Below are 22,912 nucleotides of genomic sequence, written 5' to 3'. Positions count from 1 at the left end.
CCTCAAGTTATACGTTATTACTTTAAGGTTCAAATTGTTTTTCCGTAACAGTTCCCGGTGCGGAATAGGACTTCGCGTGCCGTCGTCCCCTGGCTTATTGTGCTTAAATGCTTGAACCTAAAGCCAGTTCTGCCGACTTACTGTAGATGAACAAATGGAAGGGCCGGAATGCCACCGCATCAATTGCCTATCTTTGAAACTCTGTTGCAAAAGCGTGGTCGTGTATGGAGATGGAGCGTTTGTACGGCCGAAGGGCGCGTCGTTATGCGAGGTGCCGAAAGTCGCCGAGCCTCTGCCAGATACAAAGCTAATAGAGCGCTCTTCCTGATGTTACTCTGCGCTCCTTACTCATATGTCCATCTGCGTAACGGCGACAGTGGAGCGGGCAGCCATTCTGGTCACTCACATTCCAGCATTCAGCCCACGTGAGCGAGCATCTAAGGCGGACTAAGGTGTGATGGTGGCACTTGGCGGACATAGCGCGTTGCCGCACCATCACGATTAAACGGAATGTGCTGCGGCACCGCGCAAACGATCGAGGCGGCGAAGCTTCGAGCGGGGGCGGCTCGGGGCAAAGCGCATAGGCCCATGCATCTCCAGCAGTGGTGTCACAACCTTGGCTCCCCGATGATGTACAGCGGCATCGGGCCGACAGGAAATTGCGGTGTCGTATTGGGAGTTAGCGAAGTTGATTGCGACGGCGCTAGGAATATCTACTCTCACCACGGCAATAGGGTCGTTCTGGTGGTGGCTGATCAAATAGGCTATGGCTGCTGACTAAGCCGCAGCTTTCGAGATGACATCCAGCAAGACATTCCCTGTGAACGGCTTGCGCAAATAAGCGATGCACCCGGCGTCCATCGCTTCATTGCGCGTCGCCTCGTCGTCGTTCGCCGTCATGAAGATGACGGGCCACTTCGATCCTGATGCCGCAAGCCGGCGCCGCAGATCAATTCCCGAAATTCCCCCGAGGTGAATGTAAAGGAGCAAGCAGGTTGCCGTCTGCACGTTGTCGCTCGCAAGCAGCGCCTCGGCCGAGGCGAACGTCCGGCTCTCGATGCCGTGGTGCGCTAACAGCCGCGCCACGCTCTTCAGAAGGCCCGGATCGTCATCAACCACGACCACGACTGTCCGCTGCGCCACCATATCCGTTTCCAGTCCCTAGACTTATTTGGTCCCCAAGGGGTCGGCCGACCATTGATCTGGGTCAAACCCCTCGGTAAGGGCCGGCTGAGTGGCCGACCTCTTCCTTGACGGAGTTGCTAAGTTGCCCAGAAGTAGTCGTCAATTGCATCGCAGCGGCATATCCGGCTTCAGTTAGCCTGCTCAGGGTTGTGTCACCACGGTTGGCACATTCGATTATTTTGTTGGCGATGATCCTACGGGTCCGGTGTTTTTTGCTGCCAGTCGGAAGAAGTAAACACGCCCGCTCAAGGCGACTTCCATATTTGCCATGGTCCGGCGATCGAAGTGCTCGGCGATCATTTGTGATCTTCCTTTCTCCGCCCGGCCAAAAATATTGCTCCAACACTTGTGTCTGTCCGGTGTCCGACAATTGTAAACGATAGCCGCCAAAAATGTGTTTCAGCCTAACGGGCCCGTGTTGCAGTGCGATCTACACAACTTACCCGGCGACATTGAGGCAATGATCGCTACCCATCCGTACGTAACGAAATAAGGCCGCCGCCTCTTAGGGGCTAGCCCAGCAGGCAACGCTCTGGTCATCGGCGACGCTACCGGTGTTTGGGAACAACTGTCTCCGTAGGATTGTTTCGTTTGCACACAGTCGCACGCGCCCGCCTCAACCCTCATGCCCCGAGAGGGCGCGGGGCCGTGTGTTCAATCTCGCTCGCCAGGAGTGTCTACAAAGGCGACGACACACAAAGGCAATCGCGATGCTATATCACGGGATCGAATACTCCGTTGTGCAGGGCATTGTACGCCACCAGTGGAAGTGGGCCGCGACTGTCTGCGGGACCAAGATATCCGGGTATGGCAGCACGCGGGACGAGGCGATTGATAACGCGAAAAAAGCCATCGAGCGCGCTATCCAGAAGCAACGCCTCAAGCAGGATTTAGGCGGAGAAGATCAATGACGGTGAGCAAAAGTACTGCTGCAATAGCCGCTTTAGCGTTGGCACTAATCTCGGTTGGTAGCGCCGCTGTCGCTCAAGGTGCTCCTCCGGCAAAGAAACCGACCGTCCGAGGAAAGCCGATTGTTCAAGCGCGGCCGAGCACGCCAATGGGATGCAAACTGGTAGGAACGGTCAGAGGTACCAAGATTTGGGCGGGCGACTGTGTTAGTGCATCAGAACTTAGGGGGGTTGCGCCCGCTGAAGAACTGTCACCGCCGCCCGCGGTCGCTCCCACCGAAAGGCAATGATAAAAGCCAAGCAGCCTCGCAGCGCACGCTTACGCCTATAACACAGACTGGAGAAAGGTAGACGCCAACTGCCGTGACGAATGTGAGGCCAATCGCGATGGCAGTGTTTCGGACAACGTGGCCCAGTTCATACTTCTCGGATGAAAATGGTGCCGCACCTTGCCCTCTGCCTATTTCGCACGGTATTCAATCTCGACTAGCAACTCCGGCTCGACCCAGATGCCCCTGTGCGCAATCCTAAGGCTGCGTCTTACGATCAGCAGCTTCAACCGCTTGCGCAGCGTTTTGTTGGACATGATCCATGTCTGCTATGCGCCGATCACGACCAAATTCCGCATCGCAGCGGAATGACGCGATGTGCCAGAAAAGACGCCGGCAACGAGGGCATGAACCTCGTCACCGTGCGCGGCGCACTTCACGCGGCTGATATTAGCTCATGAATCGCGTTGGCGATCTCGGTTGGATTATACGGTTTGGGCATAAAGCGGGACGCCTTCGGGCAAGTCGTTCTCCGTGATCTTCGCGTGACCTGACGTGGCGATGATTTTGATCGGCGGCCAACGACCTCTCACGAAGTGGGAGAGCTTCAATCCGTCCATTGAACCCGGCATATCGATGTCGGTGAAGATGAGACCGATGTCATTGCGCTGCCAAAAGGTGATTTTCAGCGGGCACATTAGCTCCAGCACAAAACCAGGCGGGAGCTTCAACTCTCTCTGTCACCAATACCTGAGGGCGAATTCGGTGATGGGCCACGGTGGGCGCAAAGGGCGGCAATAGCTAGTTAATTTTGCGCTCGACCCTGATCTAACGTCGGAGATTTCCATCGGTACTGCATACAACGCGCGTCGGATCTCTGACGGACTTGCAGACGAAGCAGTAGGGTGAGCCTTACGAGATCGGTGGGCCCCGTAGGCGGGGGGAACTACCCTGCTCCGCGCGCCCGTGCGGGATGCGTGCCGAACCTTTTGCACCTCCCCGCTTGGGCGAGGGCTTCGCCGGACGCTCGGCGGCGATGCTGCGCCGGAGCGCGTCCATGAGATTTGATGACGTTCTCCTGCGACGGCTTGACCGCAGGCCCATGCGTGGGCCGCGTCGCATGCTTTTTGCGCAGGATGCGAACAAGCGCGGTGCGGTAATGATCTTCAAGCATAGATGGATCGAACTCCGCCGACTTCGTCCTGATTATGTGTTGGGCAAGCTTCATCATCTCGGTCGGAAGCTTCATCTGCGGAATCTCGCTGAAATAATGTTCTGCGCTGCGCACTTCATTCGAAAAACGCAGCGTCACACCGCGAAGGCCCCTGTCCATGGGCTCGATCAAGAACGGCCGCTCTCGGGAGGACAACACGACACGGGCGAGGCCAATGACACCCTCGCGGGCCATGGCGTCGCGGATGACTGCAAAAGATTCCTGTCCGATCTCTTCGCGCGGCAAGACATAGTACGGCTTCTCGAAATACCGGGCGTCGATCTGGCCCGCCTGAAGAAAGCGCTCGATCTCGATCGTTCGCGTGTTTTCCGGACGGGGAACAATCTCATCTGCCTCCTCATTATCGCGGCCATTTTCTTCCGTGTCCTGCAGCCCGGCGGGCACTGTCGGCGGACTCGCGCCGGGGGGCGGCTCGGCAAGTTCCACGGCGCCGGGCGGCAAGCGCTCGCTGCGCGCCCGCTCAAGGTCGCGATCCTCCACTAGCAGAAACTCATTTTCGCCAACTTCGTAGCCCCGCGCTTTGTTGACGTTCCACCGCCTCGCCAGTGACGGAATCCACGAGTTTGTGCCTAAGGCGATGACCGGTATGCCGGTTAACTTGCCGGAAAGAGACCCGCTCGGCCGCTGAAGTCGCGGGGTAAAGCGCGACCGGACACGAAACGAAGGACAGCTTCAGGTAGCCTTTCCAGAAGGCGCGGGAAGCGGGCACGGCAAACTCCAACGCAACGGTGGGACAGTACGTCCCCCAAACGTAACGGGCTGCAAGCACGAAGGTTTCCGGCGTTCACGCGGCGTCGTGACCGTTGCGGTACGACCAGCGGATAACAGCCATGAGCCCAGCGGCTTCGGAGGATATGGTTTGATTACAACGGCCGCCCGGGATTTGGGGTGATCGCGACTGCTCTGAGCGTCTTGATGGTGCAGAATGGACGTAGTCGCGACGGCTGCTCAGAAGTTATTCGGTACAAGGTAGGGTGCATCTTGCATCCGCCGCACCGTGTGCCGAACCCTACTAGGACATGCACTCCAGCAGACCCCTGCTGGCCTCGGCTGCGCCGCGCTCGCTGGGCTGGCACCTGCCGCCCCTGAGCGAACCAACGCTGAACCCTGGTCGGGCCTCCGTCTTCAAAGGCTCTGTCACCCCACACCGGGGGGAAACGCGGGCCAGCCGGGTAGGATAGGCCTCTCGAAAGATTGTCGGAACGGCTCGTGTTGACAATTAGTTCTCGCTTTGTTCTCATGGCATCTCACCCTGAGCTGGCCATTGGGACTGGATCACATCCGTTCGGAAATCGAACACATGCGCCTGCAGGTCGCTCGGCAGTGGAAGGAATCCTGCAGCTACAAAGAGCGGGCATACCGACGACCTCGGCTGAGGCCCTGCTGCAGCGGATGCTCCACAAGATCGACAGCCTCTGCGCAACGGGATCGACTGAAGGCCGAACTGCCCAAGCCAAAGGGCCGAGTGCTGGGAGGCCGCCAGTGGTGAAGCATTTTCAAGACGATCCAGACCCGCCCCCTTTCATCAAGGCGCTGGCTGAACTCCGCCAGTTAGCGACGCGGGAAGGCTACTGCTACCAGCACGTCCAAGCCATCACGGTCGCCATCGCCCAGTATGCCGAGAAGGCGCTGGGCAACCGCGAATACTTCTTGAACAAGCCGCAGAGCATCGGGGGGGGCCAGAACGGAGACGTGCCTTAGCCGTGCCCGACTGGCGTAGTCATCCGTTGGGCAGCGCCTGCTATCCGAAAACAAACCAGCCCGCGACGGCGAGCAGAGGAACAATAGCGACTGCTACCAGCAGCAAAGGTGCAGGCTCGTTCCCAGTCTTATCGGTGGGTGTCTCATCGGTCATGGAGCATAAAGCCCGCCACGTGTTTCTCGTTCCTATGCCCTGACCAGACACAAGTATCGGGTGGCGAAGCAAAGCAATCTTCAACAAGCGACCTGCATTGGTCGCAAGAGAAATGCTCCTTAAATCTGCTGTCGGATAGGAACGGCTGGGCCGGTTGGCAGTTTTCGGTGTGTCCCCAAAGAGGACATTGGTATCGACTTCTCTGGCCCGTCGCACGTCCCCCCAGGCGGCGGGCCATTTTCTTTTGTGTTTTACGAAGGCCTGCTGCGGACCAGTTCATTCGAGCGACTGTCGAAAGGAACGGGACGCGGCGCGAAAACTTCAGCCGTATCAATACGGTGTTGATCTCTCGAGCGAAAAGGTGGTGCTGCCAGACAGGATTGAACTGTGATAGCAATCCCATCAGCTATTGATTTTTTTGGACTTTTCGGTCCGGCGATCAGTTTTTGTGTGGCACCTTTGGGAGGCGCCCCAGCAATGTTAGCACATTCGCGCGAGGTCCCTAGGGAGAAATCCTATTAGCTGCAGGAGCTGACCGGTCTGACCTTCGATTGTTCTTGCGGGACCGGCAAAAGCCGCACTGGCGGAGATAGTGGGACCCGCGGCCGTCTGGATGGCCGCGCACTGCGTGCCAAAAGAGCGGTCTGGCGTCGGCGCAACCGAAGGATCGGACGGCTGAGAGACCCCATGAAAACTCACGCTGCAAAGTGGGCCGACAGTTCATTGGCTGGGCCGACGAAGGCGGTAGCCGCCACGGGTCCAAGGTCTTCATAGCCTCGAGGACCGGCCGGTTCTACGCACACGGAACCAACAACACCGTTAACGCCTGGTCCAGGGAGGCCTTGCGCAGCGCGTCACGGGTTTGCACCGCCTTACTGGCCTCACGATCAAGGAATCAAACATGGAAGTGTTGGCGAGAAACAACGTTCACATGAGTGGGCGGGGTGAACGGGCTATGGTGTTCGCCCACGGCTTCGGGTGCGACCAGAATATGTGGCGGTTCGTGGCGCCGGAGTTCGAGGGCGACTTCAAGGTTGTGCTGTTCGACCACGTCGGTGCGGGCGGCTCGGATTTGACGGCATATGACAAGACCAAGTATTCGACGCTGCACGGCTATGCGGACGACGTCGTGGAAATCGGTCGTGCACTGGGGCTGAAAGACGCGGTGTTCGTCGGCCACTCCGTCAGCGCGATGATCGGGCTCCTGGCCTCGCTGAAGGCTCCGGAGCTGTTCGGTCGAATGGTCCTGGTCGGCCCTTCGGCCAGGTATATCGACGATGGTGACTACGTAGGCGGCTTCAGTGAAAAGCAGATCGCGGAGTTGCTCGAATTCCTGGAAGACAATCACATGGGTTGGTCCGCCGCGATGGCACCTTCGATCATGGGCAATCCGGACCGACCCGAACTCGGCGAGGAACTGACCAACAGCTTCTGCCGGACTGATCCGGAGATCGCCAAGGCCTTTGCTCGGGTGACCTTCACGTCCGACAACAGGGACGATCTGGATAAGGTTACGATTCCGACCCTGATACTTCAATGCAGCGAGGATATCATCGCCTCCGAGGAAGTCGGAAAATTCGTGAGAAGCCGGATCCCGGGCAGCGAGATCGTATTCCTCAAGGCCACGGGGCATTGTCCGAATCTGAGTGCTCCCGCAGAGGTCGTTTCGGCCATCCGGGCATATGTCTGAATTCGGACCCGTCGACGAGTACAAGGATCTGTTCGAGAACGCCCCTTGTGGCTATCTCACCATCGGGTCCGACGGGCGCATCACGAAGGTCAACGCGACGCTGACCGCCTGGACGGGGATCGAGACCGACAAGTTCATTGGCCGGCGTCTCCATCAATTCCTGAATATGGCCGGCCGCATCTATTACGAAACCCACATCGCGCCCCTGCTGCGGATGCAGGGGTTCTTCAACGAATTCGCGTTGGACTTCGAGACGGCCGCCGGCGAGCGGCTGCCGGTGATCGCCAACGCCGCCGAACGCCGCAATGTCGACGGCACCCTGCTGTTCACTGCGGTGGTGGTCATCAAGGCGACCGACCGGCGGCGTTATGAGCGCCAATTGGTGGATTCAAGATCGGAGCTTCAGAAAGGTCTCGCCACGGAGCGGGAGACAGCGGAACTGCGCGAGCAATTCATCGCAGTGCTTGGACACGACCTCCGCAACCCGCTCGCAGCGATCAGTGCCGGCGCCCGAATCCTGCAGCGCTCCGGCGCGCTGCAGGAGCACAAGCACCTCCGCGTCCTGGATATGATCAATACCACCGTCACCCGCATGTCGGACCTCATCGACCACATCCTGGATTTCGCGCGCGGACGGCTCGGAGGAGGCATCACCTTAAGCCGAGACTCCCGACCGCTGGAGCCAATCCTTGAGCAGGTCGTCGACGAATTGCGGACGGCCGCGCCCCAGCGCGTGATCGAGACCAGCTTCGAATTGACGGAACGCGTCGATTGCGACCGCACGCGGATCGGACAACTTCTGTCGAATTTGATCGGCAATGCCCTTACCCATGGTGCCGCGGACCAGCCAGTGCACGTGGGCGCAAAAACGGAGGGCGGCGTGTTCGAGCTCTGGGTCGCGAATGCCGGAGAACCCATTCCGGCGGCAGCCATGGAAAGGCTGTTCGAGCCCTTCTTTCGGGGCGAGGTTCGCGACAGCCGCCAAGGCCTTGGGCTGGGCTTGCATATCGCCTCGCAGATCGCGCAGGCGCACGGCGGGAGGCTCGACGTCACCTCGACGCCCGATGAAACTCGGTTCGTTTTCAAGATGCCGCTCGTTCAGCCGGCATCTTGATGATCACGCCGCAGCGAGGGTCCAGACCCTGGAACAAAACCTTGCCTAACCGCTTGGCAGAGCGGAGGAAATGAGATGGCGCGAAGAGACCCGGTAATCCTTATCGTGGAAGACGAATTGTTGTTGCGACTGGATTCCGCCGAGACGACCGAGCACGCCGGATTTGAAGTGGTCCAGGCAGCCAATGCCGATGAGGCCATCGCGATCCTCGAAGCTCGTCCGGAAATTCGCGTCGTGTTCACTGATATCCAGATGCCGGGTTCGATGGATGGGCTGAAGCTTGCCCGGTTCGTCCGCGACCGCTGGCCGCCGATCAGGATCATCGCGACCTCCGGACGCGTGGTGGCCGGCGAAGACGACTTGCCGGCGGGTAGCTTGTTCCTGTCAAAACCGTATCGGGGTCCGGTGCTCGTCTCCGCGCTGCGCGAGTTGACCACCGCGGCCGATTAGAGCGGCCGAAGAACCGGTCTTTCTGATTTTTGGCGGCACCGCGCAATGCGCGACAGTTCAAACGAGGAAGTCCGGGAGCGGTCTCGCGCTCACAGCCTAGCGGTGATGTTGCATCGTACGCCCGAGACGTCGAAATCGAGTTTCGTGCATCCGTCCAGGTCGCTGACAACGAACTCTTGGAGCAGCCGGCTGCCGAAGCCTTTCTTGGTCGGTGGCACAACCGGAGGCCCGCCGCTTTCCTCCCAGTCCAAATGCAACATTCCCTCGCGGACGCTCCACTCCACACCCACGGTGCTGCGAACCGGCGCCATTGAAGTCGTGACCTGCGCGCTGATCCCCAACCCGGCTACCATCCTTGAAGATCGATCCGGCATAGGTGTCATCGCGCAGATCGAGGAAGTCGCCGTCGATTACCTCGACGCGGTGTTTGGCGCCATCGACGTGGCCGTAGAGATACGACAGCGACAGCGTGAAGCTCTCTTTCGCGAGTTTGCCGTCGAACAAGCCGTTGACGCGCGCGACGAACTTCTCCCGCACCTCGGGCTCGCGGTTCTGCGACAGCGGCAACAGGAGTCGCCATCGCTCCTTCGCGCCGGGAACGTAGGATGGCGACGAGTAAAGGATGCAGCGGAGCCTAGTCCTGAGGACGGTCGCCAGCGCGGTGTCGAACGATATGTCTCCCGCGTCGTGCTCGACCTCGATACCGGTGATTTGCAGCACGTTTTCATTGGTGCGGAGACTATTCTTTTCGCTCCGCTTGTTTCCAAAGAGCGCCAGCTTTAGCCAGGGCAGCGCCATTTTGCTGGCGGCGGTCTGAAACCTGATGTGTTCGGCGAGCTGCAGCAGGGTCATGTCGACGCGGCGCATCTCGCTTCCGGTCTCGTCCGTGATGAATGTCACCGTTACCTTTCGGGTGTCGATGTCGCTGTTCGGATAAGGTTCGTCTTCGGGTGGCGGCACATCGTCGATGTCTGCGAACGGACCCGGATCGCCGCCTGGCTCGATCGGAACGTCGCTGGCGCAGCCGTTGTGCTCCCACTCCTTGCCCGGTTGGGGCGGCCGGTTGGGGTCTCCCGAGGACCTGACGAAGTCGGGATCACCGTATTCGGCGTCGAACGAAAAAGGATCGTTGGCGTCGCTCATGCAGCGCCCCCATCGCTCTCAGATGCCGTTTCTCGCTCGGAATCCGCGAGGGTTTGGCTGGTTTTTTTGCCTTCGCCCCACCAGGGGTGCTCACCTGCCCGGAATGGCCACAGCGCGCAGCCGGTGGCCTCGCAGCGTCGGATTTCGCTGACCTGATAACCCGCGCAGTCAAAGCACTTGGTACGGATCGCTTGCAGCGGGCTTTGCGGCGCATGTCCGGCCTCGCGCGCGACATCGGCGGTCGGCGGCCAGATGGCGGTCAGTTCGGTTCTGGATTTGGGCATGTTCGGACCCTCGATTGAGGGCCGACGCGGTCCTTGGCTAATGCGTTGATCGGAACTATATTCGGAGTGTTCGATGCCCCAACACAGTTCCGGCCGACGCCTTCCAAGGGCGTCGGCTTTTATGTTTCAGGGGTGGTGGTCACTGTGGCCGATCCTTCTCTCACTGGAGCAGCGCGGCGTTCACCGGCGCTGCGAGAAGGATGGGACAACCAAATGTAAAGTGCGCCCGATTGATACCGAGCGTTCCCGATTTTTGCCGAGCGAATTTAAGAACCGGCTTCCGAGCGAATTAGGCCTGCTCTCGTTTCCTGTATCGTTTTGCCAGCCGCTCTATCTTGCTTTCCAAGGTGCCAGAGCCAAATGCCTTCTCCGCCAGCATTTGCCGCCTCCTCTGGGGAAGCGGCCCGGTGCGATGAGATCAGTTCTTTCATTTCGTCCAAGAGGGGGAGATCGATGGCGGCATAAGAGCCGTCTCCCTTCTTGCGCCCCCGCATTTTAGGAGTTGCCGTTTCTGAAGTGCCCTCAGGCTGGAGCTGCCTCTCAGCTGGAGCGGCTTCTTGCTTGACCTCCTGCTTGGCGATCAGGCGCTGTAAGTCGTCCTCGTCCATGAAAATACTGACGGTGGGATCCTTGTTGAACGAGAGGCCAAGGCGAGGGTAGACGAGACCGCTGGTCAACAGACACTCGCCTCGTTCGAGCCAAGTCAGAGCTTCCTCAAGCCCCCAACGCTCGGGGAAAATGGTGTGGGTCTTACCGGTCCCGGGGTCTATGATTGTCGTCAAACTCGACGCACTATAAAACTCGGCCCTTAGCTCCACCTTGGCCGCGTTCCGCCCATCCTCATTGGTCTGGTCCGCCGTCCGTCGAGCTTCAGCAAGCCGATCGACTGCCACAGTCAACGACACCCGCCCTTTGGATACGAACATCCTCCGCATCCCCACTGATGCTTCCGCATGAGAGAGACGTGGCAGCCCAACGCGGGTATCGGGTTTTCGGGCCGTCGCCCTATCCGCGTCTAACTGGGATCTTAGGCGGTGACGGCGAGCCGCACCACCTTGCCGGTTCGGGGCTGGGACCTGACAGCGACGGATTAACAGTCCGTTCGAGGCGGCCGATTGACCGTAAGGCCGCATGTAGCAAACGGACGGACGTTCGACTCCATGCTATCATCTCCAGAGGCGTCTGAGGAATCTGAGCCGTTGCTGATCGAGCATGAAAAACAAACACGGGATTAGAGCTAGGCGATTGGCCTAGGGCGCCAATGTCCTATGCCTAACCCCGCAACGCCTTGCCTTGTTAGTCCTATCATGACAATACAACGGACATAGCAGTGTAATAAGTCGAGGGAATATAAACCTATGATGCCAGCCATCGCCTACACCCGCCTGTCCAAGCCCAACAAGAAGGGCAAGCCCGGCGTCGGCCTAGACGCCCAGCAGGTGGCGATTGCCACCTTCGCCAAGGCCGAGGGCTACGATCTGGTCGAGATCTTCAGCGAGGTCGAGACCGGCGAAGGCTCCGATGCGCTGGAAAAGCGGCCCCAGCTGGCCGCAGCGATGAAGTTGGCCAAGAAGAACAAAGCTCCCGTAATCGTAGCGAAGCTCGACCGCCTGAGCCGCGATGTGCACTTCATCAGCGGCCTGATGGTGCACAAGACTCCGTTCATCGTCACCGAACTAGGTGCCGATGTGGACCCGTTCATGCTGCACATTTACGCCGCGGTCGCTGAGAAGGAGCGCCGGCTGATCGGCCAGCGTACCCGGGACGCGCTCGCCGAGCTGAAGGCACAGGGCAAGAAGCTCGGCGGCTTGCGGCCGAAGACCGCCCTTAAGATGCAAGCTGCCGACGAGCGCGCCGAGGCGCTGCGCCAGGTGCTCGCTGAGTTGCGCGAGCTGTCGGCCAACGCCATCGCCCGCGAGCTGAACGCGCGCCAGATCGCGACACCGAGCGGCAAGCCGTGGTCTGCGGTGACCGTGCTGCGCGTGCAGCGCAGGCTGGAGGGGTTGTCATGAAGGCGCTCACGCGCGTCGGCGAGGCCGAGTGATCCATGGCCAACGCCGCCAGCCGGGGGGTGGGGTGGGAGACCCCCGGGGGGATATGTCGGGATTTGTTCGGTATGGGACTACTGTACCAGTTATGGGCCCATATCTCCGAGATCCCGCCGACGTCTGCCCCTTTCTTCGAAAATTCGGCGTCCTCTCGCCGCAGGATTATCAGGCACGGGCAACATCCAGCACGTCAACGACATGATCGAGCGCATGCATCGTCTGACCGGCATAGCGCGCGCGCCCCCCCGCAAATCGTGCGGCCTCGGGTCCAGCCCGACACTTCCGATCCACTCCGACACGAGCCGGGCATATTGGCGGTCCGGACACCGAGTTCCCCGCTACGATCGCTAAACAAATGCGGAGTATTGTTTGGATCAGACCAGACTACTTGGCCGCAGCCGCTGCAGTTTCGCCCGGTGGCACAATCCGGAACATGAAGGTCGAAACCTTTTCCCCAGGCTTGAACGGACCGGGACTCTGGTTGCTGACCGGGTTCAAACTTTGGAGAAAAGCCGCGATCGCCATGGCGTCATCCGCTGTGAGTGTCGCAAAAGCGTGCCAAGGCATGATCGGTGCCAGGATGCGGCCGTCCGGCCGTTCACCGACCTGTATCGCCTTCACGATCTGCTCTGGGGTCCAATTACCGATGCCGGTCTTTTTGTCGGGTGTGATGTTTGGGCCCACAAAGACACCTTGACCCGGAATCTCGAAGCCCACATCCGAGCCGCCGAGAAAGCGTGACATGTCGGGATTCCCGAAGAAGTATCCCGGCGTGTGGCAGTCGTTGCAGCCGCCGAGCGCGACGAGATATTTGCCGCGCGTGATCTGTGAATCGTCAGCCATGGCCGCGAACGCTGGAAGCGCGATAACTGCCGCGGTCACGAATGCAAGACGAACTGAAATCCGCAACATGATTTGCCTCCCTGGCTTCGATTGCTTGGTCCCCCTCTGCACTCAGCCTTGCGCCTTATGGTTTGCGGCCGATCACGGCGCCGTTCGCGGCGGGTGCGTCGAACCAGACCGTCTCGATGTGCCGGAAGCCGGCTTCCTCCAGCCACGCCGAATATTCGGTAGGCGTGTAGTTTCGTCCTTCCGCCTCGATCAGCATGTTGAGGCTCATCAGCGCGGCCGGCGCCGGCCCGGTCTTTTCGTCATTAACGAGAAGCTCGCTGATGACGACTGCGCCGCCGCTCGGCAAAGCCTCGAAGGACCGGCGCAGCAGCGCGCGGTCCTTCGCCTCATCCCAATCGTGCAGGATCATCGACAGGAGATGCACGTCGTGATCCTCGGGAAGCTGTTCGAAGAAGCTGCCGCCGGCGGTCTCGATGCGGTCGGTCAAGCCGGCCTCGGTAATTTTTCCCGCGGCGATCGCGGCCACATGCGGCAGATCAAATACGGTCGCGCGCAGCTCCCCATACAGGTTGCAAAGCTCTATATCGTACGCGCCCGATCCGCCGCCGATGTCCAGAAGGCGGCGGAAATGATTGAGATCCACGGCTTCGCCGAGCTTGCGCGCGGTCATCGTGGAGACCGAATGCATCGCTTCCCAGAAGAGTGCCAGCATCGTCGGATCCTCGCCGTCGAACATCGAGGATTGCACTGCCGGGTCCCACGTGGTTGGCCGGTTCGTGCGCAGCGCTTCGGTAAGTTTGCCCCAGCCCGCGTAGAGCCGCTTGTCGGCCATCTGCACGAAGCCACCGAAGTAATACGGCTTCCCGCGCACGAGAAAGGCTTCGCTTAAGGGCGTATTGCGATAACGGCCGTCCGTTTTCTCCAGAAGCCCGAGTGCAGCGCAGCCGGTCAACAGCATCTCGGCCGGGCGTGGATGCAGACCGAGCGCTTCCGCCAGCTCCGCAACCGTGGTGCCGGCGCCGCCTGCAAGGTGACTGAATAGGCCCTCCTCGTGTGCTGCAGCCAGGGTCTTGAAAGCCCAGAAGCCGGTCGAAAGTGCCATTAGCGGGACGGCGGAAGGAAGCTCCTGCGTGGTGACGATCGGTTGATCGGCCGCGCGCAGCCTTGTCTCGCCCGAGATCGAACCGGGCTGGCGGGCAAGCGTTGTCCTGTGCGCAGCCGCGCGCTGATGATTGGGCATAGTGCTCTCCTCAGTTGTTGACGGTTAAGTCGCAGCTCTTAAGCCACGCGGTGGTCTTCAGCACAGATCCACGTAGTCGCTTTCCGCCGAGACAACGGTAAGGAGACTATAGGACCGACAGAAGTGCCAATTCATGATTCCTGGCCAATCCAATTCCGGTTGGCATGGTGACACCTGCAAGGCCCTACGCTGAGGCAGCGCAGGGCGCAGGAGGACCGGTCGAGGTGCCGAATTCTTGTACTTCCGTCAGACCAATTCTAATTACTGAGTTATGCGGCCGCCGCGTACTCGCAACGCGGCGCCGATGGCGCGCACATAGTCATCCAGGGTCACCGTGGCGGCCGGCGTGGAATCGGCCTCGTGGCCCGGCAGATCAATGGCATGAGCCCGATGTCTGTGCTCTTCGAGCGCCGCCACTACCTCGAAGCGCCGCGCTGATGTCAACGGCAACGGAATCGAGCTAACCGGTGGCTGGCCATCACATGACATACGGCGGATAGACGACGTCCAGGCCCGCGATCAACCTGCCCAGTTCACTCAAGTGCTGGTGGGCGAACAGCAGATGCTGGCGCGCGGCCTGCACGTCGCTGAGGGCCCGCAGCAGGCGGCTCCCACGAAAAATAGCGGCGCCGCCGCCAAGCTGGTGCGCAGTGGATGTCACCTCGACGCTGGTGTCGCAGGCATGCATGCTGGCCAGGTAGATGCGAGCCTGCAGGCGACGGCTGATCGGCTCTCCGCGTTCGGCGTGTATGTGTGCCTCGCGGACTGCGTCGCGCAGTCCGGCGCGGGCTGCCCGCAGTCGCGTGTCTGCGATGGCCAGTTCGGCCATCGAGATCGACGTGTCGGCTAATTGGCCGCGCCGCGCCGCGCGGCCTTCGCGCGCTTGCCGCGAAATCTCGTCGACGGCGCCCCGAGCGATGCCGAGCGGAACGGCGACGAGGGTCGGCAGCAGCGTCGTATAGACGGGCAACCGCCATAACGTGCCGTCGGGCCACGGCCGGTCGACAAAGCGAAGACATCGATCCAGGTCGATCGGAATTTCGGAGGCGGCGACGTGGTGGCTGCCGGTGCCGCGCAGGCCCACGACATCCCAGGTGTCCTCGATCGTCAGGTCGGCCAAGGGCACGAACACCATGCGCGGTATGGGATCTATTCCATCGGCCTCATGGAAGAGTGCACCGAGGCCGACCCATGCACTGTGGAGGCAGTTGCTCGTAAATGGCCAGCGGCCGCTCAGCGCAGCTCGGCCATGGTCGCTGACCACCCGGCCGACCGGGGCGAACATGGTGGCGTTGCCTTGATCCGGGTCGGCGAACACCGTGCCGGCGCCCGTTGCGGGCATGTAGCCGGCAAACAAATTGCTCCCCGCGCCGATCGCCGCGCACCACCCGGCGCTGCCGTCGACTGCCGCGATGCGCTCCATGATATCCATCACGTCCGTGATCGGCGCCTCCATTCCACCGAGGGCTGCCGGGATCAACAGGCGGTTGATCCCGGTGTGGCGCAAGGCAGCGACGACAGAGTCGGGAAGGCGGCGGTTGCATTCGATTTCGCCCGAGGCCGCGTGGACGAGATCGAGGATCCCGTCCACAGCCCACTTCGTTTGAGCCGTCTCACGCGCCATCGCGCCTGTCACAAGGCGGCTGTGCTCCTGCATACGGTCAACAAGCTTTATGCGCATCACCTGATCTCCTTCATTCGATGTGCTTGATCGCCGGGACGCCACAAGCGGTTTGCTTCCTGACGTTCGCGGCGGCCTCGCTGTTCGGCGGTGGTGAGAATGCGTCGGAGCGCGAATGCGCAAGCGAGGCCGACCAGCGCGGCCGGTGCGACGATCGCCGGCGCGGCCTGCCAGCCGAAGTGCTCGACCCAAAGGCCGAGCGACGCCGGGCCGGCAAATTGACCGAGACTGCTCGCCTGCTGCACCAGCCCGATGGTGGGCGGCACCGCCGAGGGCCCAGGCGCCGCATGCGGGGCCGCCGCATAGATGGCGCCTGGCGCAAGACCGCCCACTCCGAGCGCAAGCGCGGCGAGGATCGAGATGCCTTGCGGCGGAAGCAAATCGCCATACACGGCAATGCATGAAAGCGCGAAGAATCCGAACGTCGTCGCGACGTTGACCCAGATCGGCACTCCAACTCGCAGCAGGAGGCTCGACGAAAGATGTCCGATCGCGCTGACCGCCAGGACCATGGCGGTGAGCAGGCCGGCTGCGCCGAGCGACATGCCATGCGCCGACGTGAGCAGAAGCGGCAGCGCAAAGACGAGAGAGAATATTTGGCATGAATAAGCGAAGAACGCGAAGGCCAATAGCAGGCAGCTCGGTTGCTGGACGATGGCCAAGGCGTCCGCGAAAAAGCGGGCCGTCCCCGCATGCGCAGCCGCCGGCGTCGCCGGCGCATGGATCGCCAGCAGGATCGCGCACGAGCCTGTCGCCAATGCGTTCGCGAGCCAGAAGTTGCGCCAGCCGATCGTCGGCAGCAGCGGCGCGACCAACAGCATCAGCATGATGCCGATGGGCATGTATGCGCTCCAGGCGGCCATCACAAAATCCCGCTTCTCGCGCGTGACCAGTTGCGCGAGCGCGCTCGGGATCGCGAGGACGACAGCCAGGAAGCCGACCCCTTCGATGATGCGCGCCGCGAGTAGAACGAATTCATCGAGCGCGCAGGCGCCGATCGCGTTGCCGAGCGTGATGACCCACATCCCACCGACCAGGGATCGCCGAGCGCCCAGCCGGCTGACCACGAGGCCGGCGGCGATGCCCGTCGTCGCGCCGAGCGTCGCGAACGTCGCGATGATCAACCCGGCGAGATCAAGACCGAGCGCCAGGTCGCTGCGGATCATCGGCACCGCGATGATGGCCTTGCCAACCTGGGCGGCGGCGACGACGCCGCTGCCGATGAGCAGCAGCACCTGCAGTTTTCCTGCGCGTGCCCGTCGTGGCGCCATGCTTGACGTAAGATGTCGGACAGGCGCCGTGATCGTGGCCGTCATGTTGGGGGTCGCCATCGAAAAGCGTGGTGTCCATGGCTCTTTTCTCCTGGTGTTCATGGCACTTTCCTCTTTTCACGGACGTCATTTCCAGAACGGCTTGGCTGCTTCGGCCATGGCTTCTGGCCGTGTCTTGCCGATATCCTTGAGAAAGTGGTCATCGAGTTCAGCCAAGGCTTGTCGCTGCTGCGACCGCTCCGAACACTGGGCACACCAGTGCAGGAAACGTAATCCCCATCCAGGTCCACGATGGCTGGATGCCGCAGCTTCCTTCCGACTGAATGCCGCGGCTTCCTTCAGACTCGTGAGTGAATTGACAATAACGGACATGATAAGTTTCTCCTGATACGCAGAAGTTGCACGGATAGAACTATCGGCAGTCGCTGGCGTGTGAGCTTGTTCACCTCTCACGCGGTCGTGCGATGACGAGTAGTCAAGGTGCTTGCGGTCTCAACGCGAGCGGTCATCGTCGTGGCAGGCTCATACCCGCACGGTCGCATCGCGCTCCGCGTAGCTCGCCGTCTGGTCAAAATCGGCGCAGCTGGGCTAACGCTGCGCGCGTCAGCGGCCCAAGGTTAGAAAGCGAAGCGGTATGGTGGAAGGTCCAATTTGCGGATAATCAATCAGTCCAATTCAGGCGGCGCCTCGCGACTGTTGATCGGAAGGCGGCGCGCTTTGTCGATCGGGGATGCGCTCAGCATGTCCGCGAAATCCTACTTTCGACGCGTGCCGTCACTTCAAGCGACATCGCTCACGCCGCTTTCGGGCGTCGAGACAAGCGTTCATCGAAACATCTGCGCAGCCGCCTCAGCCCTTCGGCAATCCGCGCCGTCTCGATCGCGCCATATCCCAGGATGATGCCGGCCGGAGGCTTTCTGTCCACCTGACAGCGCGACATCGTGTCAACCGCAACGTCGAGATCAAAGGCTCGTGATACAATCGCATCGATATGATCAACCGACGCGCCTCGCGCGCAAGCGGTGATGTGCAGGCCGGTGCTCGATGGAACAAGGTCGAGGTAATCGCTGAAGTTCCTCTTGATCTCCGCGGTCAGCGTCTCATGCCGTTCGCTATAGATGCGGCTCACCCTGCGAATATGGCGCGCAAACGCACCCTCGTCGATAAACTGCGCCAGCGCGCTCTGTGTTATTGTCGCTGTATGCCAATCGGTGACGAACTTGGCCTTTTGCGCCGCCTCTCGCAGTGACGGCGGCACGACCATGAAGGCCAGCCGGAGTGCCGGCAGCAACGTCTTTGAGAACGTGCCGACATACACAACGCGGCCGGCCGTATCGATCGTCTGAAGCGGCTCGAGCGGACGTCCGCCGAAGCGAAACTCGCTGTCATAGTCGTCCTCCACGACAACCGCGTTGTTGCGTTCGGCCCAGGCAAGCAGCGCACGTCGACGCGACAGGCTCATGGCCACGCCGAGGGGAAACTGATGCGACGGCGTTACGTAGACCGCCCTGGCCTTGGCCGGCAGCGCCTCCACGACGAGACCTTCGCTATCAACCGGCACCCCGATCACGCGTGCGCCCAGCGCCTTGAGCAACTCCTTTGGAGGCCGATAGCCCGGATCCTCCATCGCAATGACATTGCCGGGCTCGAGAAGCACGCGAGCGATGATGTCGAGTGCCTGCTGGGTGCCATTCGTCACGATGACGTCGTCGGGCGATCCGGAAACGCTTCGTGAGATACCGATGTGGCGAGCGATCGCCGCGCGCAGGTCCCAATTGCCCGCTGGATTCTCGTAGACGCCTGCCGCCATCTCGCGCGAGCGCAGCGCACGGGCGACGACCCGCCGCCAGCCTCGGTGTGGAAATAGCGAAGCGTCCGGAAGCCCGGTTCTGAAGTCGAAACGCGCCGGGCGGTCAAAACCCTTCGGAAGCGGTATCGTCTCCCAAACTCCACGCACCTGAATCGCGCGGGCCGTCGATGGCTTTGTTTTCGATGCCGGACGTTTTGCCTCAAGCTGATGGCTGACGAACGTCCCGGCACCGGTATGGGATGTCGCGAATCCTTCCGCGACGAGGCTTTCATAAGCAATCGCCACCGTCGATCGCGCAACTGTCAACGCGGCGGCAAGTTCTCGTGTGGGAGACAGCCGCTCTCCAGGCCGGAGACGCCCGTCCAGAATTGCCTGCCGGATCTGACGATAGATCTCGCCACTGAGGTCCCTTCGTCCAACAAGACTGACGTGAAAAGTCACAATTCCGGGCTCTCTTTTTGCTCACATTGGACGGGCAACCTCGCAAAATGGTGAACGTTCCATCATACCGCTTCGCCGATGGTTCATCGTAACCGCAGGTTCCGTGAGCCACCCCGGTCGCGGGGGGGGGCATTCATGTGGGAGCGTTGGTTCGTGCGGCCGCGGCTACACCCATCGCCTCGGCTGAGTGCACAAGGGACAGTTGCGGAAGCGCAGATGTCCCCGACGACATTTGTCCAATATTACGCGGGCAAAAGCGAACTTCGCGAGAGGCCCGGCCGACTTCGGTTTTTGATTCCAAGCGGATCTGGCGTAGTTTCGTCGGAGTAGAATTCCCGGTAAATTTGCCGACTGATGTCAGATGTCGCGCGTTGACCTGCAGGTGCTACCCGCTTGAGCTGTTCATAGCGTTGCGTGGCGGCCGATGCTCGCCTGAACTCAGCAACCATCACCACTATGTAGTCACCGAACAGCGCGATCGGATTGTTCTCCTCGGGAAAAATCCCACGCATGGTTCCTCCATCTTGCGGGATGACTGCAAGGCGCCGCGTCCCGCCCATGTCCCTCACCGGTTTGGATGCTCGGTTAGAGCGTGGCCCTGCAGGCCACGCTGATGTGTTCCACGTGCCGGTGGTCTGTTCCGCAGCAGCCGCCGAGTATGTTGATGTGCGGGTAGCGGCGTAACAGCTCGCCATATTGTGCGCCGAGCTCTTCGGGGTCGCCGGTGTCTAGCTCCGTCGCGTTGTCGAGTTCCGCATGGCTGCGCCTCGACGAGTTTGCCCGCAACCCACGCAACCGCGTGAGCCGGGCCGCGTCCTTGTCCAACACCCGCTCGAAGTGGGTCGGGTGAGCACAGTTGATCATGTAGTAAGCAGGGGCCCTTTCCGTTGCGGCGTCTACGGCTTCAATGGCATCGGCCAGGCTGTCCCCGGTCGGCAGCCGGCCATCCGTTTCGACCGTAAAGGAGATCACACACGGGATCTGAGCCGCTTGCGCCGCCCGCGCCACTCCGAGCGCCTCGTTAATGTTGTTCATCGTGAACGCCGACACGAAGTCAGCGTCGGCATCGCGCAACACGTCAATTTGCCAAGCGTGATACGCCAGCGCGCCTTCGACGCTCATGACCTTGCCAGGATCGTAGCCATCGCCGCGCGGACCAATGCACCCGCTGATAACGATGGGCGTGCGCTCCGTCTCGTAGGCCTGACGAACCTCGCGCATGAGATCGATAGCGGCGCGGTTGATGTTCGCTAGTGCTTCCCGGCCATAACCGATTTTGGCCGCCCAATCGGGATTGGCGCGCCAGGTTGGGCTTTCCAGGACAAAGCCCATCCCCTGCTTGACCGCGAGGGGAACGTACCGGTCGAAATACGCCCGAAGCACCGCCCGGCCACGCTTGCTTTCGAGCAGAGTGAAGGCCTGGAAGATCGGCAGACCCCACCCTTCATGGAAAATGAGCGTGGTCTCCAAACCCCCATCCGTCAGGAAAAGGCGGCCATCGAACTGAGGTAGCCGGTGTCGGTAGTTGGGGCTTGCGGATATTGGCATGATTGCCTCCGTCGTCGTATCGTGGCGCCCCCGGGATTGAGTGGCAGCGAGCATGCGGCTGATCGATCCCCGTTCCTAGAAGACTCGTGGTTCAGGAACTGGCGACGCCGAACCGGCACGAATTCGGCTTTTCGGGAAGGGATATCGGAGCGGACGACAGGTAGCTCACGTCAGCTCGCGTCAACTGGACTCATGGTGCAGTCGGATAGGCCGGTGCGCTGGAGCAACGCCATGTATGACATTCAGCACCGCAAAGGCAGTAATACGCGAGACCGCATTCTGGATGTGGCCGAAGCCGCCATTCTCGAAAAGGGCTTCGCCGCTACATCAATCGACGAATTAATTGCAGCGGTCGGAATCACCAAGAACGGCTTCTTCTATCACTTCAAAGACAAGAGCCAACTCGCCAAGGCACTGCTTGTCCGTTACGTGGCGCGCGAAGATACGCTCTTCGATAACTTGTTCCGCCGTGCTGATGAACTCGACGAGGATCCTCTGCACGGCTTCCTGGTGGGCCTCAAGATGATGTCGGAGGTCATGGCCGATCTTCCTGCCGGCCATCCAGGCTGCCTTGTCGCCGCGTATTGCTATCAGGACCGCCTATTCGACAGGGAGGTGCGGGATCTCTACACGTCGGCCATGCTGGGCTGGCGGCGACGATTTCGCGAACGCCTCGAGCTGATCGTAGCGCGCTATCCGCCCCGCATTGCCGTGGATCTGGACCACCTTGCCGACATGCTCTCGGCCGTAGCCGAGGGCGGAATCGTTGTCTCCAAGGTCATCAACGACAAGAGGGCGCTGTCCCAACAATTAATGTTGTACCGCGAATTCATCCGCGCGGTCTTCCTAGGTACGTGAAGACCTGCTCCTGGCCCAGCAGACAAAACCGGCCGCGCCATCGATGTCGGCCGTTCGGGGTAAAGCGGTATCGCTTCGGCCGGTAGCATCGGTGATGGCAACATCGTAATCGATGTTCAGCCGATCCCAGCCTGCAAGGTCGTCGCGATCACCTTTCCGCCCACGCTCAACAGCGTGTTCATAGTGGCTGCTCGCTGCGACCGGCGCGGTGAACGACGCGTGCTCATGTCCCACTAAAATGCCGGAGTGACACCGGCCAGCGTATTGGCGCACCGAGGTTTCGCCAGTTCCTCGCATGGAGAACGGACTGTTGACCGGGATGCTGGGACGCCTATCGTTTGCTTACAACGGGGAGCAGCGGCCGATGACCAACAACATCACGCGCGGCGATCTCTACGAAGCCGTTTACCGCGCGGTGGGTTTGTCGCGGTCAGAGTCGTTGGCCATGGTCGAACTTGTCTTGAAGGAGATCATGACCTCCTTGGAAAAGGGCAAGACCGTCAAGCTCTCGTCGTTCGGTTCGTTCATCGTGCGCAAGAAGAAACGTATCGGCCGCAACCCGAAGACCGGCGCCGAAGCCACAATTTTGCCGCGTCGCATTGTGGTGTTCAAGCCATCGGCGATCCTGAAACAGCAGATCAACGGTAAGCGGTTCGGTAGGAAGACGCCGGGCGTCGCGGAGCTGGGTTCGTCGGCGCCGGCCCGCTGAGACTCTCATCACCTTATGTCCGCTCTTGAGATGATAGTGTTGAAAAAGTCTTTTTTGGGTGACGAACGAAATTTTCTGGAGCTGCTGATGCGTTTTACGCGCGGCGACGTGAGGGGCCATATCGATTCGTCCAAAATCGACCACGGAACTTCGTAGCGGCGCTGAATAAAAGCAGCAGCGAAGTCTAAAAATCTACTTTCGCGAGATTTTTCGGGTCGTTCGATTTTCGACTTCTGCAACAAAATCGGCGCCTTTCAGACATGCCAACGCACGGTAACTATGTCTGTTTGTAGGGGTAGAGGGGAAGTCGTCGGAACGTGGC

23 protein-coding genes and 1 pseudogene are annotated in these 22,912 nt (G+C 60.6%); 8 read left to right on the top strand and 16 right to left on the bottom strand.

Features of this window, described 5'->3' with window-relative positions; all coding sequences use genetic code 11:
- Positions 1-777 precede the first annotated feature (777 nt).
- On the bottom strand, positions 778-1,146 hold the full coding sequence (locus KIP88_RS35185; RefSeq protein WP_214492776.1) for a response regulator transcription factor: 369 nt from the start codon (positions 1,144-1,146) through the stop codon (positions 778-780).
- Between the two features lie 749 nt (positions 1,147-1,895).
- Here KIP88_RS35185 and KIP88_RS35180 point away from each other — a divergent pair.
- Complete coding sequence (locus KIP88_RS35180; RefSeq protein WP_214492775.1) at positions 1,896-2,096, top strand: hypothetical protein; 201 nt, start codon at positions 1,896-1,898, stop codon at positions 2,094-2,096.
- Between the two features lie 457 nt (positions 2,097-2,553).
- Here the strand turns inward: KIP88_RS35180 and KIP88_RS46845 are convergent.
- From KIP88_RS46845 to KIP88_RS48595, 4 genes and pseudogenes are all read right to left on the bottom strand, one after another.
- Positions 2,554-2,664 (bottom strand): annotated as a pseudogene (locus tag KIP88_RS46845) (DNA ligase); the annotation flags it as partial.
- Positions 2,665-2,847: 183 nt separating this feature from the next.
- Positions 2,848-3,093, bottom strand: coding sequence for a response regulator transcription factor (locus KIP88_RS35175; protein ID WP_249791248.1), 246 nt, complete (start codon positions 3,091-3,093; stop codon positions 2,848-2,850).
- A gap of 215 nt (positions 3,094-3,308) precedes the next feature.
- Positions 3,309-4,076, bottom strand: a complete 768-nt coding sequence (locus KIP88_RS35170) for a Ku protein (RefSeq protein ID WP_214492774.1) — start codon at positions 4,074-4,076, stop codon at positions 3,309-3,311.
- Positions 4,077-4,086: 10 nt separating this feature from the next.
- A complete protein-coding gene (locus KIP88_RS48595) occupies positions 4,087-4,305 on the bottom strand; it encodes a Ku protein (protein ID WP_214492773.1) in 219 nt (72 codons plus the stop codon).
- A gap of 773 nt (positions 4,306-5,078) precedes the next feature.
- Here KIP88_RS48595 and KIP88_RS35160 point away from each other — a divergent pair.
- The 4 genes from KIP88_RS35160 (at position 5,079) to KIP88_RS35145 (ending at position 8,705) form a co-directional block, all read left to right on the top strand.
- Positions 5,079-5,297 (top strand): hypothetical protein, encoded by a 219-nt coding sequence (locus tag KIP88_RS35160; protein WP_214492772.1) that lies wholly within the window; start codon positions 5,079-5,081, stop codon positions 5,295-5,297.
- A gap of 1,055 nt (positions 5,298-6,352) precedes the next feature.
- Complete coding sequence (locus KIP88_RS35155) at positions 6,353-7,141, top strand: alpha/beta fold hydrolase (protein WP_214492771.1); 789 nt, start codon at positions 6,353-6,355, stop codon at positions 7,139-7,141.
- Positions 7,134-8,255: a PAS domain-containing sensor histidine kinase gene (locus KIP88_RS35150; protein WP_214492770.1), complete on the top strand. Its 1,122-nt coding sequence runs from the start codon at positions 7,134-7,136 to the stop codon at positions 8,253-8,255. Before KIP88_RS35155 ends, KIP88_RS35150 begins: the two co-directional genes overlap by 8 nt.
- Before the next feature lie 75 nt (positions 8,256-8,330).
- On the top strand, positions 8,331-8,705 hold the full coding sequence (locus KIP88_RS35145; RefSeq protein WP_214492769.1) for a response regulator: 375 nt from the start codon (positions 8,331-8,333) through the stop codon (positions 8,703-8,705).
- Between the two features lie 96 nt (positions 8,706-8,801).
- On the opposite strand, the gene KIP88_RS35140 is transcribed toward KIP88_RS35145, so the two are convergent.
- The 3 genes from KIP88_RS35140 to KIP88_RS35130 all read right to left on the bottom strand — a co-directional run bounded on the left by KIP88_RS35140 (position 8,802) and on the right by KIP88_RS35130 (position 11,058).
- Positions 8,802-9,848 (bottom strand): hypothetical protein, encoded by a 1,047-nt coding sequence (locus KIP88_RS35140; protein ID WP_214492768.1) that lies wholly within the window; start codon positions 9,846-9,848, stop codon positions 8,802-8,804.
- Positions 9,845-10,132, bottom strand: a complete 288-nt coding sequence (locus KIP88_RS35135) for a hypothetical protein (RefSeq protein ID WP_214492767.1) — start codon at positions 10,130-10,132, stop codon at positions 9,845-9,847. The genes KIP88_RS35140 and KIP88_RS35135 overlap by 4 nt, the downstream gene beginning before the upstream one ends.
- Positions 10,133-10,398: 266 nt before the next feature.
- Positions 10,399-11,058, bottom strand: coding sequence for a hypothetical protein (locus KIP88_RS35130; RefSeq protein WP_214492766.1), 660 nt, complete (start codon positions 11,056-11,058; stop codon positions 10,399-10,401).
- 432 nt (positions 11,059-11,490) lie between these two features.
- Here KIP88_RS35130 and KIP88_RS35125 point away from each other — a divergent pair, with 432 nt between their 5' ends.
- A complete protein-coding gene (locus KIP88_RS35125) occupies positions 11,491-12,144 on the top strand; it encodes a recombinase family protein (RefSeq protein ID WP_214492765.1) in 654 nt (217 codons plus the stop codon).
- A 420-nt stretch (positions 12,145-12,564) separates the two neighbouring features.
- Here KIP88_RS35125 and KIP88_RS35120 read toward each other — a convergent pair whose 3' ends face one another.
- The 8 genes from KIP88_RS35120 to KIP88_RS35085 all read right to left on the bottom strand — a co-directional run bounded on the left by KIP88_RS35120 (position 12,565) and on the right by KIP88_RS35085 (position 21,023).
- Positions 12,565-13,092, bottom strand: coding sequence for a cytochrome c (locus KIP88_RS35120; RefSeq protein ID WP_214492764.1), 528 nt, complete (start codon positions 13,090-13,092; stop codon positions 12,565-12,567).
- Positions 13,093-13,147: 55 nt separating this feature from the next.
- Positions 13,148-14,272 (bottom strand): acetylserotonin O-methyltransferase, encoded by a 1,125-nt coding sequence (locus KIP88_RS35115; RefSeq protein ID WP_249791247.1) that lies wholly within the window; start codon positions 14,270-14,272, stop codon positions 13,148-13,150.
- 478 nt (positions 14,273-14,750) lie between these two features.
- Positions 14,751-15,953, bottom strand: a complete 1,203-nt coding sequence (locus KIP88_RS35110) for an acyl-CoA dehydrogenase family protein (protein ID WP_214492763.1) — start codon at positions 15,951-15,953, stop codon at positions 14,751-14,753.
- Positions 15,953-17,326, bottom strand: a complete 1,374-nt coding sequence (locus tag KIP88_RS35105; RefSeq protein WP_214492762.1) for an MFS transporter — start codon at positions 17,324-17,326, stop codon at positions 15,953-15,955. The genes KIP88_RS35110 and KIP88_RS35105 overlap by 1 nt, the downstream gene beginning before the upstream one ends.
- A gap of 24 nt (positions 17,327-17,350) precedes the next feature.
- Positions 17,351-17,596 carry a DUF1127 domain-containing protein gene (locus KIP88_RS35100; RefSeq protein ID WP_214492761.1) on the bottom strand — a complete coding sequence of 82 codons (246 nt, stop codon included), beginning with the start codon at positions 17,594-17,596 and terminating at the stop codon, positions 17,351-17,353.
- Between the two features lie 421 nt (positions 17,597-18,017).
- Positions 18,018-19,475 carry a PLP-dependent aminotransferase family protein gene (locus KIP88_RS35095; RefSeq protein WP_214492760.1) on the bottom strand — a complete coding sequence of 486 codons (1,458 nt, stop codon included), beginning with the start codon at positions 19,473-19,475 and terminating at the stop codon, positions 18,018-18,020.
- A 242-nt stretch (positions 19,476-19,717) separates the two neighbouring features.
- On the bottom strand, positions 19,718-19,987 hold the full coding sequence (locus KIP88_RS35090) for a hypothetical protein (protein ID WP_214492759.1): 270 nt from the start codon (positions 19,985-19,987) through the stop codon (positions 19,718-19,720).
- A gap of 73 nt (positions 19,988-20,060) precedes the next feature.
- On the bottom strand, positions 20,061-21,023 hold the full coding sequence (locus KIP88_RS35085; RefSeq protein ID WP_214492758.1) for a homocysteine S-methyltransferase family protein: 963 nt from the start codon (positions 21,021-21,023) through the stop codon (positions 20,061-20,063).
- 231 nt (positions 21,024-21,254) lie between these two features.
- On the opposite strand from KIP88_RS35085, the gene KIP88_RS35080 reads away from it, so the two are divergent.
- Positions 21,255-21,881 carry a TetR/AcrR family transcriptional regulator gene (locus tag KIP88_RS35080; protein ID WP_214492757.1) on the top strand — a complete coding sequence of 209 codons (627 nt, stop codon included), beginning with the start codon at positions 21,255-21,257 and terminating at the stop codon, positions 21,879-21,881.
- A 364-nt stretch (positions 21,882-22,245) separates the two neighbouring features.
- Positions 22,246-22,590: an integration host factor subunit alpha gene (locus KIP88_RS35075; protein WP_214492824.1), complete on the top strand. Its 345-nt coding sequence runs from the start codon at positions 22,246-22,248 to the stop codon at positions 22,588-22,590.
- Positions 22,591-22,912: the final 322 nt, after the last annotated feature.

The sequence above is a fragment of the Bradyrhizobium sp. SRL28 genome (assembly GCF_018596315.1).
Taxonomy (GTDB): Bacteria; Pseudomonadota; Alphaproteobacteria; order Rhizobiales; family Xanthobacteraceae; genus Bradyrhizobium.
This window is presented reverse-complemented; position numbering and strand designations above follow the sequence as displayed.

Excerpts from the sequence above, each read along its gene's own strand:
- KIP88_RS35185 (WP_214492776.1), bottom strand. The coding sequence starts at position 1,146 with ATGGTGGCGCAGCGGACAGTCGTGGTCGTGGTTGATGACGATCCGGGC.
- KIP88_RS35180 (WP_214492775.1), top strand. The coding sequence starts at position 1,896 with ATGCTATATCACGGGATCGAATACTCCGTTGTGCAGGGCATTGTACGC.
- KIP88_RS35155 (WP_214492771.1), top strand. The coding sequence starts at position 6,353 with ATGGAAGTGTTGGCGAGAAACAACGTTCACATGAGTGGGCGGGGTGAA.
- KIP88_RS35150 (WP_214492770.1), top strand. The coding sequence starts at position 7,134 with ATGTCTGAATTCGGACCCGTCGACGAGTACAAGGATCTGTTCGAGAAC.
- KIP88_RS35145 (WP_214492769.1), top strand. The coding sequence starts at position 8,331 with ATGGCGCGAAGAGACCCGGTAATCCTTATCGTGGAAGACGAATTGTTG.
- KIP88_RS35140 (WP_214492768.1), bottom strand. The coding sequence starts at position 9,848 with ATGAGCGACGCCAACGATCCTTTTTCGTTCGACGCCGAATACGGTGAT.
- KIP88_RS35135 (WP_214492767.1), bottom strand. The coding sequence starts at position 10,132 with ATGCCCAAATCCAGAACCGAACTGACCGCCATCTGGCCGCCGACCGCC.
- KIP88_RS35130 (WP_214492766.1), bottom strand. The coding sequence starts at position 11,058 with ATGTTCGTATCCAAAGGGCGGGTGTCGTTGACTGTGGCAGTCGATCGG.
- KIP88_RS35125 (WP_214492765.1), top strand. The coding sequence starts at position 11,491 with ATGATGCCAGCCATCGCCTACACCCGCCTGTCCAAGCCCAACAAGAAG.
- KIP88_RS35120 (WP_214492764.1), bottom strand. The coding sequence starts at position 13,092 with ATGTTGCGGATTTCAGTTCGTCTTGCATTCGTGACCGCGGCAGTTATC.
- KIP88_RS35115 (WP_249791247.1), bottom strand. The coding sequence starts at position 14,272 with ATGCCCAATCATCAGCGCGCGGCTGCGCACAGGACAACGCTTGCCCGC.
- KIP88_RS35110 (WP_214492763.1), bottom strand. The coding sequence starts at position 15,953 with ATGCGCATAAAGCTTGTTGACCGTATGCAGGAGCACAGCCGCCTTGTG.
- KIP88_RS35105 (WP_214492762.1), bottom strand. The coding sequence starts at position 17,326 with ATGAACACCAGGAGAAAAGAGCCATGGACACCACGCTTTTCGATGGCG.
- KIP88_RS35100 (WP_214492761.1), bottom strand. The coding sequence starts at position 17,596 with ATGTCCGTTATTGTCAATTCACTCACGAGTCTGAAGGAAGCCGCGGCA.
- KIP88_RS35090 (WP_214492759.1), bottom strand. The coding sequence starts at position 19,987 with ATGCGTGGGATTTTTCCCGAGGAGAACAATCCGATCGCGCTGTTCGGT.
- KIP88_RS35085 (WP_214492758.1), bottom strand. The coding sequence starts at position 21,023 with ATGCCAATATCCGCAAGCCCCAACTACCGACACCGGCTACCTCAGTTC.
- KIP88_RS35080 (WP_214492757.1), top strand. The coding sequence starts at position 21,255 with ATGTATGACATTCAGCACCGCAAAGGCAGTAATACGCGAGACCGCATT.
- KIP88_RS35075 (WP_214492824.1), top strand. The coding sequence starts at position 22,246 with ATGACCAACAACATCACGCGCGGCGATCTCTACGAAGCCGTTTACCGC.